At 39.9% G+C, this 14,837-nt stretch carries 14 protein-coding genes; 2 read left to right on the top strand and 12 right to left on the bottom strand.

The features are described from left to right. Positions 1-21: 21 nt before the first annotated feature. The 7 genes from argF to argC form a co-directional block, all read right to left on the bottom strand. The gene (gene argF, locus M3189_RS21495) at positions 22-999 is read right to left on the bottom strand and encodes an ornithine carbamoyltransferase (RefSeq protein ID WP_251637785.1); all 978 of its coding nucleotides are present in this window, start codon (positions 997-999) and stop codon (positions 22-24) included. Continuing rightward, entirely contained in the window at positions 992-4,219 is a 3,228-nt protein-coding gene (gene carB, locus M3189_RS21500; RefSeq protein WP_251637787.1) for a carbamoyl-phosphate synthase (glutamine-hydrolyzing) large subunit, read from the bottom strand. Before carB ends, argF begins: the two co-directional genes overlap by 8 nt. Further along, a complete protein-coding gene (locus tag M3189_RS21505; protein ID WP_251637980.1) occupies positions 4,206-5,282 on the bottom strand; it encodes a carbamoyl phosphate synthase small subunit in 1,077 nt (358 codons plus the stop codon). Before M3189_RS21505 ends, carB begins: the two co-directional genes overlap by 14 nt. Before the next feature lie 5 nt (positions 5,283-5,287). Further along, positions 5,288-6,487, bottom strand: a complete 1,200-nt coding sequence (locus M3189_RS21510) for an acetylornithine transaminase (RefSeq protein ID WP_251637789.1) — start codon at positions 6,485-6,487, stop codon at positions 5,288-5,290. Then, positions 6,487-7,281 (bottom strand): acetylglutamate kinase, encoded by a 795-nt coding sequence (argB, locus tag M3189_RS21515; protein ID WP_251637792.1) that lies wholly within the window; start codon positions 7,279-7,281, stop codon positions 6,487-6,489. The genes M3189_RS21510 and argB overlap by 1 nt, the downstream gene beginning before the upstream one ends. A 14-nt stretch (positions 7,282-7,295) precedes the next feature. Then, positions 7,296-8,522: a bifunctional ornithine acetyltransferase/N-acetylglutamate synthase gene (argJ, locus tag M3189_RS21520; RefSeq protein WP_251637982.1), complete on the bottom strand. Its 1,227-nt coding sequence runs from the start codon at positions 8,520-8,522 to the stop codon at positions 7,296-7,298. 88 nt (positions 8,523-8,610) lie between these two features. After that, complete coding sequence (gene argC, locus M3189_RS21525) at positions 8,611-9,648, bottom strand: N-acetyl-gamma-glutamyl-phosphate reductase (protein ID WP_251637800.1); 1,038 nt, start codon at positions 9,646-9,648, stop codon at positions 8,611-8,613. Between the two features lie 253 nt (positions 9,649-9,901). On the opposite strand from argC, the gene M3189_RS21530 reads away from it, so the two are divergent. After that, a complete protein-coding gene (locus M3189_RS21530; RefSeq protein ID WP_251637802.1) occupies positions 9,902-10,261 on the top strand; it encodes a hypothetical protein in 360 nt (119 codons plus the stop codon). Positions 10,262-10,279: 18 nt separating this feature from the next. Next, positions 10,280-11,017, top strand: a complete 738-nt coding sequence (locus M3189_RS21535; protein ID WP_251637804.1) for an Mrp/NBP35 family ATP-binding protein — start codon at positions 10,280-10,282, stop codon at positions 11,015-11,017. 35 nt (positions 11,018-11,052) lie between these two features. Here M3189_RS21535 and M3189_RS21540 read toward each other — a convergent pair whose 3' ends face one another. The 5 genes from M3189_RS21540 to fdhF are packed head-to-tail and all read right to left on the bottom strand — an operon-like array spanning position 11,053 to position 14,835. Next, positions 11,053-11,382 (bottom strand): group I truncated hemoglobin, encoded by a 330-nt coding sequence (locus M3189_RS21540; RefSeq protein WP_251637984.1) that lies wholly within the window; start codon positions 11,380-11,382, stop codon positions 11,053-11,055. 21 nt (positions 11,383-11,403) lie between these two features. Beyond that, a complete protein-coding gene (locus M3189_RS21545) occupies positions 11,404-11,598 on the bottom strand; it encodes a hypothetical protein (RefSeq protein WP_095249164.1) in 195 nt (64 codons plus the stop codon). A gap of 12 nt (positions 11,599-11,610) precedes the next feature. Continuing rightward, a complete protein-coding gene (locus M3189_RS21550) occupies positions 11,611-12,114 on the bottom strand; it encodes a ubiquinol-cytochrome c reductase iron-sulfur subunit (protein ID WP_251637806.1) in 504 nt (167 codons plus the stop codon). After that, positions 12,111-12,680 carry a 4Fe-4S dicluster domain-containing protein gene (locus tag M3189_RS21555; RefSeq protein ID WP_179161400.1) on the bottom strand — a complete coding sequence of 190 codons (570 nt, stop codon included), beginning with the start codon at positions 12,678-12,680 and terminating at the stop codon, positions 12,111-12,113. Before M3189_RS21555 ends, M3189_RS21550 begins: the two co-directional genes overlap by 4 nt. Further along, positions 12,673-14,835, bottom strand: coding sequence for a formate dehydrogenase subunit alpha (gene fdhF / locus M3189_RS21560; RefSeq protein ID WP_251637813.1), 2,163 nt, complete (start codon positions 14,833-14,835; stop codon positions 12,673-12,675). The genes M3189_RS21555 and fdhF overlap by 8 nt, the downstream gene beginning before the upstream one ends. Positions 14,836-14,837: the final 2 nt, after the last annotated feature.

Below are 14,837 nucleotides of genomic sequence, written 5' to 3' on the forward strand. Positions count from 1 at the left end.
TAATAATGAAAATAAAATCTACTATTCTAGTAAAAGTTTTAAAATTGCTTTTTGAGCATGAAGTCTATTTTCTGCTTCATCAAACACCACAGAATGCGGGCCATCAATAATTTCTGCTGTTACCTCTTCTCCACGGTGTGCAGGTAAGCAATGTAAAAAGATATAATCTTTTTTAGCATACTGACATAGTTCAGTATTTACTTGATAGTCTCCTAGATCTTTTAGTCTCTTTTGGGTTTCTGCTTCTTGGCCCATACTGGTCCAAACATCTGTGACAACAATATCCGCATCCTTTATGGCATCTACCGGATTATGTGTAACCGTAATTTTGCTGCCCGTTAATTTGCCAGTTTCAATCGCTTTTTCTGTGATTTTCCCATCAGGTAGGTACCCAGGAGGGCTTGCAACGCTGATATGCATTCCAACCTTTGCTGCCCCTTCCATTAATGAATGAGCCATATTATTGTTTCCGTCACCCAAATAGCACATTTTTAATCCGGCCAATTTGCCTTTGTGCTCTTGAATTGTTAATAAATCTGCCATCACTTGAGTCGGATGGTGCAAATCAGTTAAACCGTTTATAACTGGAACGGTTGCATGCTCTGCCAATTCTTTAACTGAGTCGTGTGAGAACGTTCTAATCATCATACAATCGATATAACGTGATAAGACTTTTGCTGTATCTGAAATGCTTTCTCCTCTACCTAACTGAATATCCCTTGAACTTAAGAATATTGCATGCCCTCCTAATTGGAGCATCCCTACCTCAAAGGAAACTCTAGTACGAGTAGAAGACTTTTCAAATATCATCCCTAGAACCTTTCCGCTCAAATAAGGATGTGGTTTTCCTTGTTTTTGAAGACTCTTTAGTTCCTTTGCTTCCTCTAATAGGTAGAGAATTTCATCAGGTTGAAAATCAGACAAGGATAAGAAATCCTTGCCTTTTAATTGTGGCTGCTGCGGTAAACCCTTTGCGTTCCATTTAATTACATTAGACATGCTCCACACCGCTCTCTTTGATATTGTAATATTCCGTTACAGTAAGTACCTCTGATTGAGTAAAGGTTTGAGCCTGAAGACTAACCATCGCCTCAACAGTATCTAGATGGGTAAATACCGGTACATTGTAGCGGGTCGCTTGTTCACGAATGTAAAAACCAAATTTAATTTTATTTCTTCCTTGGTTCGGTATATTAATGACAGCTTGAATACTATTATTTTTGAAAAGTTCATCTACATCCTGGTTATCCTTAATCACCTTTTCAATGGTAAAGCCCTTTTCTTGAAGGAATCTTGCTGTCCCTTCTGTTGCAGTTAGCTTGTAATTCTGATTCACAAATTGCTGCAGTATTGGAAGGCTGGCAGGTTTCTCACGGTCAGAAATCGAACAGAATAAATAGTGCTCTTGTTCATCACTTGTTGCAGGAAGTGCCTTTTCAAGCGCTTCATGGAAGGTTGCTCCTAAACCTAAAACTTCACCTGTTGATTTCATTTCTGGTCCAAGGACGTGGTCGACTCCCTTTAATTTGCTTCTTGAAAATATAGGTGCCTTAACCGAATAGTAATTTGGCTCTGGTAATAAACCAGTTTCATTTGATAGAGATTCCAAGGATACACCTAGTTGAGCCATTACTGCCCACTCTATCATTGGAATTCCTGTAACCTTGCTCATAATAGGAACCGTACGTGAAGAACGTGGATTCACTTCTAAGACTAGTACTTGATTCTTATAAATGACAAATTGGATATTCATAATGCCAATAATCGGTGAGGTTCTGGCTATTTTTTCAGCATAATCAATTAATGTTTCTTTTACCTCATCCGCTAATGAAATCGGTGGAAAAACACTAATACTATCTCCAGAATGAACGCCAGCTCTTTCGATATGTTCAAAAATTCCTGGGACAATAACATTCTTTCCATCACTAATGACATCCACTTCACATTCTAATCCAGGTATATAGGTGTCAACTAATAATGGCCACATTTTTTCTTGTGAAGAGTTTTCTTCAAGCTGAGTGATATAATAGTTTAATTCGTCTTCTGTAAAAATAGTAAACATCGATTGGCCGCCAATGACGTAGGAAGGACGTACCAATACGGGATAACCAAGTCTTGCTGCAGCTGCCAGCAATTCATCTTTATGTGATACAGTCTCCCCTACAATATGTGGGATGTTTAGACCTTCAAGCAACTGATAAAATTCTTTACGGTCCTCGAAACGGTCAACATTTTCCACCGTTGTGCCTAAAATCTTTACGCCTTCTTCTTCGAGGTCATGTGCCAAGTTAATCGCCGTTTGACCACCGAACTGAATTAACACACCTTCTACCTTCTCTTTTTCAATAACAGTAAGAACATCTTCTGCTGTTAATGGTTCAAAGTAAAGGCGATCAGCAACAGAGTAATCTGTACTGACTGTTTCAGGGTTATTGTTAATTACGACTGCCTCATAGCCCAGCTTCTTAATCGCTTTTGCAGCATGTACAGAGCAGTAATCAAATTCAATTCCCTGTCCAATCCGAATCGGTCCTGAACCAAGAACTAGAATCTTCTTACTGTTTGTTTCTTCTACCTCATCTGCTCCAAGCCAAGTCGAATAGTAATAAGGAGTAACCGCATCAAATTCTGCCGAACAGGTATCAACCATTTTGTAGCCTGGTTTCCAGTTGAGTTCTTTCCATTTACTTCTTACTTGTTTTTCATCGATACTGTAAATTTGTGAAAGGTATTTATCGGAAATATTATGACGCTTCGCTGTTTTTAATAATGAAAGTGGTGCTTCACTCCATGTATAAGAAGCTAATTCCACTTCTAAAGCGACGATTGCGTTGATTTTGTTTAAAAACCATGAATCGATTTCTGTTAACTGCTTAATTTCCTCAAGGGAAATACCTCTTCTGAATGCTTCTGCTATCATAAATAATCTTTGATCATTTGGTCTTTCAAGCTTTTCAAATAAGACATCATTGTCTATAGTTTTATTTGATTCTAGACAAAGTCTAAATATATTTAATTCCATTGAGCGGATTGCCTTATTTAGTGCCCCTTCAAAGGTACGGTCAATCGCCATTACTTCACCGGTAGCTTTCATTTGTGTGCCTAATGTACGGTCTGCTTCTGGAAATTTATCAAATGGGAAACGCGGAAGCTTAACAACAATATAATCGATTGCTGGTTCAAAGGATGCAAAGGTGTTGCCTGTTATAGGGTTCACAATCTCATCCAAATGATAACCAACCGCACATTTAGCTGCTGTCCTAGCAATTGGATAACCGGTAGCCTTTGACGCTAAAGCGGAAGAACGGCTTACCCTTGGGTTTACCTCGATTATGCAATACTGATTTGACAAAGGGTTAAGAGCAAACTGGATATTACAGCCGCCGATGATTTCTAATTCTCGTATTACTTTTAGAGAAGAATTTCGCAGCATTTGATATTGGACATCCGTCAAGGTTTGCGATGGTGCAACAACTATGGAGTCACCTGTATGAACTCCAACTGGGTCCATATTTTCCATATTGCAAACAATGATACAGGTGTCATTGGCGTCCCTTATGACTTCATATTCAATTTCCTTCCAGCCTTTAATGCTTCTTTCAACGAGGACCTGATGAATCGGGCTGGCTGCTAATCCCTTCTTCAGAACATTCTCAAGTTCTTCATCATTATGGGCAAAGCCGCCGCCGTGTCCGCCAAGAGTATAGGCTGGACGGATGATTACAGGAAAACCAATTTCATTAACGAACGATACACCCTCCTCGTACGTATGAATAATCGCAGATTCTGGAATCGGTTCGTCAATCTTTATCATTAAACTGCGGAACCGATCGCGGTCCTCGCCATTTTTTATCGATTCTACAGAGGTTCCTAACAACTCTACATTGTATTTTTGAAGAATACCTTTTTCATAGAGTTCAACCGTTAGATTTAAACCCGTTTGACCACCTAAAGTACCAATAATTCCATCAGGCTTTTCTTTTAGAATAATTTTTTCAATGGTCTCTACATTTAATGGTTCGATATATACCTTATCGGCAACAGTTTCATCCGTCATAATCGTTGCAGGATTATTATTGATTAAAACCACCTGTATTCCCTCTTCTTTAAGAGCGATACAGGCTTGTGTTCCCGCATAATCAAATTCTGCTGCCTGCCCGATTACAATCGGACCTGATCCAATTACTAATACTTTTTTTAGGTTTTTATTTAATGGCATAACGTTTATCTCCCACGGAATTTATCTGATAAACAAATTCTTCTAGAATGTATTGTGTGTCACTTGGTCCTGGATGTGCTTCCGGGTGAAATTGAACGGTTTGAATCGGAAAGCGTCGGTGCTTTAATCCTTCGATGGATTTATCATTAACGTTACGGTATGTGATTTGAAAAACCTGAGCATCAACGCTCTCGTCAACAACAACATATCCGTGATTTTGTGCTGTAATTTTAACCTTACCTGTTGCTAATTCTTTAACAGGATGATTGCCGCCACGGTGTCCGTAGGCAAGTTTTTCCGTTTTTGCTCCATAAGCTAGGGCAATTAACTGATGCCCCAGGCAGATGCCTAGAGTTGGATAGTGTTGTGTAATCTTTTTGATTTCTGGAAACCATTGTTTCAGTGCCATTGGATCTCCAGGCCCGTTACTTAATAACACACCGTCTGGCTTTAAGGCCTTGATTTTTTCAAAAGAGGTATTAAAAGGGACGATGGTCACACAACAATTTTCATCTAGCAACGCATTCAATATTGATTTTTTATATCCAAAGTCGATAAGGACAACGTGTGGTCCTTCATTTTTGAAGTATTGCACTTTTTCAGTTGAAACTTTCTCTACCCAAAATGGTATCGTTTTATTTTCATCAAAAGTTTCTTGTTTAGATTTACTTAAATATCCTTTTACCGTTCCGCGGCTTCGAATCGTTTTAACAAGTAATCTTGTGTCGACGCCTGCAATTCCTGGAACGCCTGCCTGCATTAGTTTTTCAGAAAATTTATTAATAGATTGGTAATGGCTTGGTGTTTCACATAAATCACCAATCACCACTCCTGCCAAGGAAGGCGAAATACATTCATCATCCATCGCATTAATTCCATAGTTTCCGATTATTGGATAGCAGAATGTTATGAGCTGTCCTGCATAAGAAGGATCTGTAATGATCTCCTGGTAGCCAGTCATACTTGTGTTAAATACAACTTCACCGATTGAATCCTTGTTTGCACCTATTAGTATTCCTTCAAAAACTTCTCCGGTTTCCAAAGTAAGATATCCCTGTTCCAAAACACTCACTCGCCTTTCTCTATACCTTGGAAAATTATTTCCAATGCCTTGATGAATTCGTTCATTTCTTCTTTTGATGCTGTTAAAGGCGGTAGTATTCTCACTACATTTGGTCCCGCTGTTAGGATCAACAGTTGATTTTCAATTGCTTTTTGAACAATTTTTGGTGCCTTATCTCCAACTACAATCCCCTTTAATAGCCCTTTTCCTCTAACTTCTTTTATAAAAGTGTACTTTTCTTTGAACTGGGTTAGCAGCTCATCTAGGTAAACAGAAATTTCATTTACGTGCTTCAACAAATTACTTTCAGTAATATGTTTTATAGTTGCGACACCAGCTGCAGTAGCTAATGGATTCCCCCCAAAAGTACTTCCGTGGCTTCCTGGGTCAAAGCCCTTTGCTGCCTTTTCTTTCGCTATGATAGCCCCAATCGGAAACCCTGATCCTAGACCTTTTGCTACACTAATCACATCCGGCTCTATACCGTATTGTTCATATGCAAACAGTGTACCGGTCCTTCCAATCCCAGTTTGGATTTCATCAACCATTAACAGGATGTCTTTCTCTTTACAGATTTCTGCAATTTTCTTTACCCATTCCTGATTTGCCGGAATGACTCCACCTTCACCCTGGACGAGCTCGAGTAAAATCGCTGCTGGCTGAAGTGTTTTTAGTTGATCAAGTGCTTCGATATCATTAAATGGCAGATAACTAAAGCCTTTTACTAAGGGCGCAAATCCCTGTTGGATTTTCTCCTGACCAGTGGCTGATAAAGTAGCCAAAGTTCTGCCGTGAAAGGATTGCTGAAAGGTAATGACTCCAAAAGAATCTGTTCCTTTTACTTTCTGTGCGTATCTTCTTGCGAGCTTAATGGCCGCCTCATTTGCTTCCGCGCCGCTGTTGCAAAAGAAGACCTGGTCTCCACAACTATTGGCTGTCAGCAGTGCCGCAAGTTCCTGTTGATTTGGAATGTTATAAAGGTTTGAACAGTGCCAAAGATTTTGCAGCTGCTCTTCAAGCTTTGCTTTAACCACATCAGGCACATGGCCTAAGTTGCATGTTGCAATACCTGAAGTAAAATCTAAATATTTTTTCCCTTGATCGTCCCATACATAGCTTCCTTTCCCCTTAACCAACGTAATAGGAAAGCGGCTATACGTAGCCATTACTGACGAAATGGGGGAAACGGAAGTGTTAATGGTCATTAGACAAGCTCCTCTTCTAAAACAATTTTTGTTCCAATGTTTTTGCCGTTCACGTATTCTACCAAGCTATTTTTTTCAAATCCGTCAATGATACCGACCATCGGTATTTTATGCACTAAACCATCGATTGCTGCTTTTACCTTGGGAATCATCCCGCCATAGATGGTTTTATCTTCAATTAGTTCTTCCACTTTTGCTTTCGTAACCCTGTCTAATTTAGATTTTTCACCATTCTTTTCGACTAGGATTCCCGGTATATCACTGATAAAGCAAAGATTGGCTCCTAGTGCCTTCGCAACTGCACTTGCGGCAACATCGCCGTTTATATTATACCGCTGTCCATCTGCACCAATCCCGATTGGTGAAACGACAGGTATATGTCCTTGATTTACAATGCTTTCAATGACTAAAGTATTTACTTCCACGACTTCTCCTACAAAACCTAAACTTTCATCTGAAGTAGGAATGGCTTTTAACAAGCTCCCATCCACTCCACTGACACCAAATGAACTGCCGCCTGCCTCAATGATGTTCCGAACCACTTGTTTATTCACGGTTCCGCTTAAAACCATTTCTACTATATCCAATACTTCGTGATTGGTTACTCTTAAACCATTTACAAAGGTAGTTTCTACATTTAAGTTCTTTAACAATTTATTAATAAGTGGACCGCCGCCATGGACAATAATTGGTGTCCAGTCCCCTTTTTGATGAAGGGATATCACGTCTTCATAAAAGGACTTTGGCAGATTATCTAACACACTTCCGCCACACTTAATGACTATATAATTCATTTTTGTCCCTCCACTTACGTGCGGTAGGATGCGTTGATTTTTACATAATCATAAGTTAGATCGCATCCCCAGGCTGTTGCACTTTCTTCACCTTGGTTCAAATCAACAAGAAGTTTTACTGTTTCCAGTTCTAGATATTCCTTGACTTCTTCTTCCACAAACGGACATGGTAAGCCATTTTCGAACACTTTGTATGGACCAATTGCTACTATTAATTTATTTGGTTCAACAGGTATTCCTGAATATCCGATAGCAGTAACAATTCTTCCCCAGTTCGGGTCAGTGCCATAGATAGCTGTTTTTACAAGATTAGAAGAGATAATGGACTTTCCAACCGCTCTAGCTGCTTCCTGACTGTATGCGCCGTTTACTTGAACTTCAACAAGCTTAGTGGCTCCTTCACCGTCTCTTGCTATTTTTTTCGCAAGCTCTTCACTTACGAGCTTTAAGCCAGCTTTGAATAAATCCCAATCTGGATGGTCTTTTGTCAGCTGGCCATTACCGGCTAACCCGTTTGCCAAGACCAGTACCATATCATTTGTACTTGTATCTCCATCAACTGTTATCATGTTGAAGGTTTGATTTGTAATTTCTTTAAGGGCAGAATGCAAATCTTCATGCGCTATATTGGCATCTGATGTGACAAAACCAAGCATGGTCGCCATATTTGGGTGAATCATCCCAGACCCTTTAGCTGCACCGCCAATGCTGACTGTCTTTCCGTCTATTTTCATTTGAACTGCTATCTGCTTAATGCATGTGTCCGTTGTTAATATTGCATTTTTGAAATTTTCTTCTGTTGCATATTTGGATTGTAGAATTTGATTAATACCTGTTGTTACATTATCCATCGGTAAAAGTTCACCAATTACACCTGTTGAAGTAACGGCAACAAGGTGGTCCTCAATGCCTAGTACGCTTGCAAATCCTTTTTGCATTGCAAAAGCGTCTAACAATCCCTGTTCCCCAGTGCATGCATTGGCATTTCCTGAATTGACGATGATAGCCTGAATCTTATTCTCCTTTGCGATACTCTCTTGAGTAACCAATAGGGGGGCTGCCTGAAAAATATTTGTTGTATACACCCCTGCAACACTTGCAGGAACTTCCGATACAATATAACCAAGATCCAGACGTTTTCTTTTAATCCCGCAATGCATACCTCCAGCCACAAACCCCTTTGGCAGAGTGACACTTCCTTCTTCTAAAACTATAATCTCTTTATTTGAAATGGCTGGCATCAATTTAATTTCCTCCTTGAATGTCTTCATTGTTTGGCAACCCAAGACTTTATAAAACTTTCCATCTATTATTCAATCAATCATTTTATTAAGGATATAATGATATGTCTTCAAGCCCTGTACTGACAGCCCAGCCATTCATTAAATTTGCATTCTGTATCGCTTGCCCTGCTGCACCTTTAACTAAATTGTCGATTACCGAAATCACAGTTAGTCGATTCGTTCGCTGGTCAACATGTAATCCAATGTCACAATAATTACTGCCGCTAACCTCTTTGGTAGATGGATAGATTCCCTCTGGCCTAATTCTGACAAATGGATGATTTTCATAAAATTGTTTATACAACGCATTCACTTCACTCGTAGAAGTTTTCCCAAGTAAATTAACATAGGCAGTTATCATTATTCCTCTAGTCATCGGAATCAAATGAGTTGTAAACGAAATTGTTACCAGCCTGCCTGTTTCATCCTTAAGCACTTGTTCAATTTCAGGTATATGTTGATGTGCTCCAAGCTTATATGCTTTTAGATTCTCATTTATTTCAGCGTAATGTGCGGTTAAGGAAAGAGCTCTGCCGGCACCGGAAACCCCAGACTTCGCATCAATAATTATAGATTTTGAGTCTGCAAGATTTGCCTTCAAAATTGGAAGCAAACCGAGGCTGGTTGCTGTTGGATAGCATCCAGGATTAGCAATGAACGTAGCCCGTTTAATTTCATCTTCATAAATCTCACTCAATCCATAAACTGCCTTACTTAAGTATTCCTCTTCTGGTGCTGAATGCTTATACCAGATTTCATATTCATTTTGTGACCTTAGCCGGAAATCTCCTGATAGATCAATCACTTTAATACCTTTATCCACAAGCTCCGGTGCCATCTTACTACTGACGCCTGATGGTGTAGCTAAGAACACAATATCATTCTCTTTTGCTAATCGATCAGCATCATAGCTTTCAAATGGTTGATTTATAATTTCAGTAAGGTGTGGGTAGGATTCGCTAATGTCGTTACCAGCTTGAGAGTTGGAAACAACTGAACCAACGCTCAAATGTGGATGCTTGTTGATAAGCCTTATTAACTCTATTGCCCCATATCCTGTTCCACCGATAATTGCAGCCCTCATTTTTCCCACTCCTATGTCTCTTATATAATGTATCATTATACATACAGAGTAATAATTATTCAAGAAATAAATTGCTCAATTTTCTGTTTTTATCGATTTTTTTACATTTGTTTTTGGAAACGCTTTCATTTGAAGTTGTATGAATATACGGATACTATGCATATTCTATGCATTTTGCAACTTCCTTGAAAAAGATGTTTTTTATGAGGACAAATGGTAAATACTGTTAGAGAGTGATAAGGAGGTATTCAGAATGTTAACTACAACATTAACCTTTCATCAAGAGGTTGACCTTACCAAATATGATTTGCCTTTTCTAAAAAAAAGGTCCGATCGCCAGTATGAAATCTATCTTGACAGTTCCGATAAGGCACTAGGTGATGTCCATATCGGCAACAACGAGGTTAAGCTTGAGTATTCAAGTGAATTATTGTTAGAGGAATATATCATTATTCATGACATCATCTCTCGACTGCGAGAAGGAAATGAAGTGGCAATCGATGATTCTAAGAGTTTTTTAGGTTATTTGTCTGATGGAGAACCTGCATATATGATTAAGAATTGGGAGCCTTGGATCGAGTACCTTCAAAGCTCGATGAAAAATTGTCTTTAAACAAAATGAGGTGAGAGTATGTTATCTGGAAAAGTCATTTCGGTGATTTCGGGTAAAGGCGGGGTCGGTAAGTCTACTGTATCTGCGAATCTTGCTGTTTCGTTGGCTAGACAAGGAAAAGCGGTAGGTTTAATTGATTTTGATATATATGGAAGCAGTATTCCAAACATGATGAATATTAGTTTTGGTCCGAAATCGATGAATAACAAGATTATCCCTGTCGAATCACATAATGTCAAAATCATGTCAATGGGCTTTATTGTTAAAAATAATGATCCTGTTGTATGGCGTGGGCCTATGCTCGGGAAGGTCATCAACCAATTTATTAATGAGGTGATATGGGGTCCTTTGGATTACTGCATTATTGATATGCCGCCAGGGACTGGTGACGTTGCCATGGACGTGAACCGGCTGATTCCAAGCTCCAATCAGATTGTTGTCACCACTCCACATCCAACCGCTTCACATGTCGCAGAACGAGCAGGTAAAATGGCTGCAAGCAATAATCATAATATCTTAGGTATCGTCGAAAATATGGCCTATTTTCAGCCGCCAGATCTCGAACAAAAGTATTATCTTTTCGGCAAAGGCGGCTCGGAACAACTCGCCTCAAAACTGGGAACCAATCTCATTGCTCAGCTGCCAATATTAGCTCCACAAGAGGATGATTATGAACCTTCTATCTATAAAAGAGGTTCCTTGCTGTTTGATAAATACAACGAATTAGCTGATACAGTACAGAATTCAATTGCCTAAAAAAAAGTGGTGTCCCATAACGGGGCACCGCTTTTTTATTTGCCTAAGATATCGCCTTTATATCCTTGTAATATTCCATGTATCTTTTGTTTGTCCTCTGCACTAAAACCATTGTCATCTAATGTGGAAATGAAATTCCCGACCATTGCTTCAAAATGTTCGTCGTTGATTGGGATATCTTTATGTGCATTTGCTATCTGTTCATTGCTATATTTTCCTTCACCCAATCCATGCTGTAAAAATGTCTGCGGGTGATGCTGAATTCTCTCCTGATCATGGTCCTTAAAAAACTTGCTCATTAGATCATCTGCATGAATTTTATGGAAGAAGTCTTTTACAACCGAAGTTATTTTATCATCATTCATCTGCAACCCATTCGTCCTCCTTTAATGATCCATTACCTTATCCACTCTTCTAAAGAATAGATACGTTATCAGTGTCAAAACAAACATAAAGCCTAATGCAAGGACATAATAGAAAAGATTTCCGTAATGACCTGCCAGATATTCCTCTACCATGTATTGAATAAGAATAATTTGCACGGTCAAGAGACTCATAAAAACCCACCATGCCATTTTCATAAAACCCGCCTCCTAATGCTGAGCCTGAGTGATTCCAACAGCGTAGATTTTTTTACCTTTAAATTTCAATTTAATGGATGGAAGCGCCCTTGGCGGCGGTCCCGCAAGTACGGACCCGTCCTCCACATTAAAAAATCCATTATGACACGGGCAGGTTAATTTCCCCGTATCCTTTTCCCAATAAACCGGACACATTAAATGCGTACATTTACTGTTATACGCCCTATATTCCTTTTCAGAGATTCGTACCAATATCGCAGAATCATTCTCATCAGGATAATAGAATGAAACACTCTGTCCAACAGCGATATCTTTTTCATTGACAATAAACATCTCAGACTCATGGGCTTCTTCTTCACGATTCTTCGATAACGCCATTAATGGGGTTGAGCTTACAAATAATACACCCATTAACGATAACGAAGAGGCGATAAAACCTCTTCTATTTAATTCTAATTCTTTATCTCTTTTGATATTAAAAGACAACTTTCGAAGAAATCCCTCTATTTTCTTCATGATTGAACACCATCGCCTTCTCTAAATCCATATCTGTTTGTCTCTGTATCCGGCATACCAATGACAGTTCTTGTTTCAATTACTGTACCGCCGAAATCCCACTTAAATTGAACTTCCTTAGGCGGTTCTGCTTTAATTTCGTGTTCATCCACAAAGCGAATCGTATCCGTTGGACAAACACTTGCACACATTGGCGGTCTTCCTTTAGAAGTCCGGTCATAACACATATCACATTTGTACATTACCTTTTTCACATCATCCACCCGTGGAATTCCAAATGGACAAGCGTATGTACAGTTTTTACAGCCAATGCATTTTTCTAATGAGGCAGATAATACCGTTCCATCATCCGCGATTGCAATTGCTTGGACCGGGCATGATTCCGCACATGCTGGTGTCACACAGTGCATACAGGGAGTTGGGGAAGCTGCTACCGTTTCTCCTGGATTTAGCTCATCAACAAACATCCTCGATAAATGGTCATGCCCACTACATTCCTCACATCCAATGACACAAGCCCGGCAGCCAATACATCTTTCGTAATCAATATATAAAACCTTAGCCATGCTTTTCACCTGCATGCGAGACAATCTTTTCTAATTTGACTGCGCAAACCTTGAACTCTGGTATTTTCGACTTTGGTTCTAGCGCCGGGTTCGTCAAATGATTGATTGCTAATGATTTCCCCCAGTGATAGGGAACGAAAACCATGTCCTCTCTCGTGATTTTGGTAACTCTTGCAGGGAGCTCAATGCTGCCCCTAGGGCTTGATATCTTGATAGGTTCTCCATGTTCAATGTTATATTTTTTCGCCAGGTTGGGGTGAATTTCCACATATGGGTCTGGACATAAATTCCGCAGAGCCTCAATCCTCCTTGTTTGATTTCCACTTAAATAGTGAAAGACAACTCGTCCAGTTGATAAAATGATTGGGTATTCTTTACTCGTTTTCTCATTTGGGCCTTTATGTTCAAAGGCTAAGATTCTTGCTTTTCCATCGGGAAAGTTAAATTTTAAATCCTCAAACAATCTTGGTAATCCTTCCGATTCCTCTGTTGGGCATGGCCAAAATACCCCCTGCATTTTATCGAGCTTTTCGTAGGTGATTCCGTAATAATCTGCGGTCCCGCCTTTACTTGCAACCCGAAGCTCATTAAAGATATCCTCTGGTGAATTAAATTGGAAGTATTGCCCCCTGCCAAGTCGTTCTGCAATTTCACAAATGACCTTCCAGTCCCTTTTTGTTTCACCAGGTGTACGATCAATACCTTTCACTCGTAATACCCGGCCTTCCACATTTGTCATGGTTCCATTGTCTTCAATCCAAACGGTTGATGGAAGAACAACATCCGCTAGCTCTGCCGATTCTGACAAAAAGAAATCCATGCAAACAAAAAAGTCCAAACTCTTTAGGTACTCACCCACATCACCTACTGTTGGGGAAGAGACAATTGGATTACTGCAGATTAATAACAATCCCTTAATTTCTTTACCAAGTGCCTGAAGCATTTCAAAAGCTGATAACCCCGGTCCTGGAATCTCTGATTCATCAACACCCCACACACCTGCGATATATTCTCGCGCTTTCGGGTCGGTAATTTTTCGAAATCCTGGCAGTTGGTCTGTTTTCTGACCGTGTTCCCTCCCGCCTTGCCCATTCCCTTGACCTGTGAAGGTTGCAACCCCGGAACCCTTTTTTCCCATTTTTCCGGTTACTAAACATAGATTCACATAGTTTGAAACGGAATCTGTACCTGTCGCATGCTGCTCAACCCCGCGTGCGAACATAGTCATCCCGGTTTTTGCCTGACCGAATAGTCGAGCAGCCGTTATGATTTTATCTACCGCAACACCTGTAATTTCAGAAACATGTGCAGGTGTGTATTTTTTTACAAGTTCCTTTAATTCTTCGTAACCAGTTGTACGGTTATGAATAAAGTCATGGTCAACTAAATCCTCTTCAATCATGACATGCAGTAAGCCATTTGCTATCGCCACATCGGTCCCTGGACGAATGTCTAAATGGACATCTGCTACGAGTGCTGTTTTCGTTTGTCTAGGATCGACAACAATTAATTTTGCCCCGCGATCTCTAGCACCCCAAATATATGGCATCGATAACGGGTGGCACTCAGCCGTATTCGAGCCTGCAATCAACAATACATCCGCAAATTTGATGTCAGACCAAGGATTGGTCGAGCCTCTATCAATTCCGATACTTTGGTTGAAGCCAACAGATGCAGATGACATACAATATCGGCCATTGTAATCAATATTCTTGGTTCCAAGTCCAATCCGTGCGAATTTACCCATTAAGTAACATTTTTCGTTCGTCATGGAGGAGCCGCTATAAATTCCAAAGGCATCCTTTCCATACTTACCTTGAATTTCTTGGATTTTTGATACAATCAAATCCATGGCCTCATCCCATGTAGCCTGTTCAAGCTTTCCATTTTTTCGAATAAGCGGGTGCTTTAACCGTTCCACATGTTCTGCCTGTCGGTAAGCACTTACTCCTTTCGGGCAAAGCCTTCCACCGTTCATTGGAAAATCATATCTTGGCTCAACTCCGAGCACCGATTTATCCTCTTTGTTCACGCGAATGTTCATCCCGCATTGCATCCCGCAGAAACAGCAATGAGTAGAAATCAGTTCTTCGCCATCTCGTAATATCGCATCATAATCTCTTTGAGAGTAGTCTTTATTCTGTGCATGACCCATCT

The organism is Neobacillus niacini, assembly GCF_023715415.1.
In the GTDB taxonomy this organism is placed as follows: Bacteria; Bacillota; Bacilli; order Bacillales; family Cytobacillaceae; genus Neobacillus; species Neobacillus niacini_C.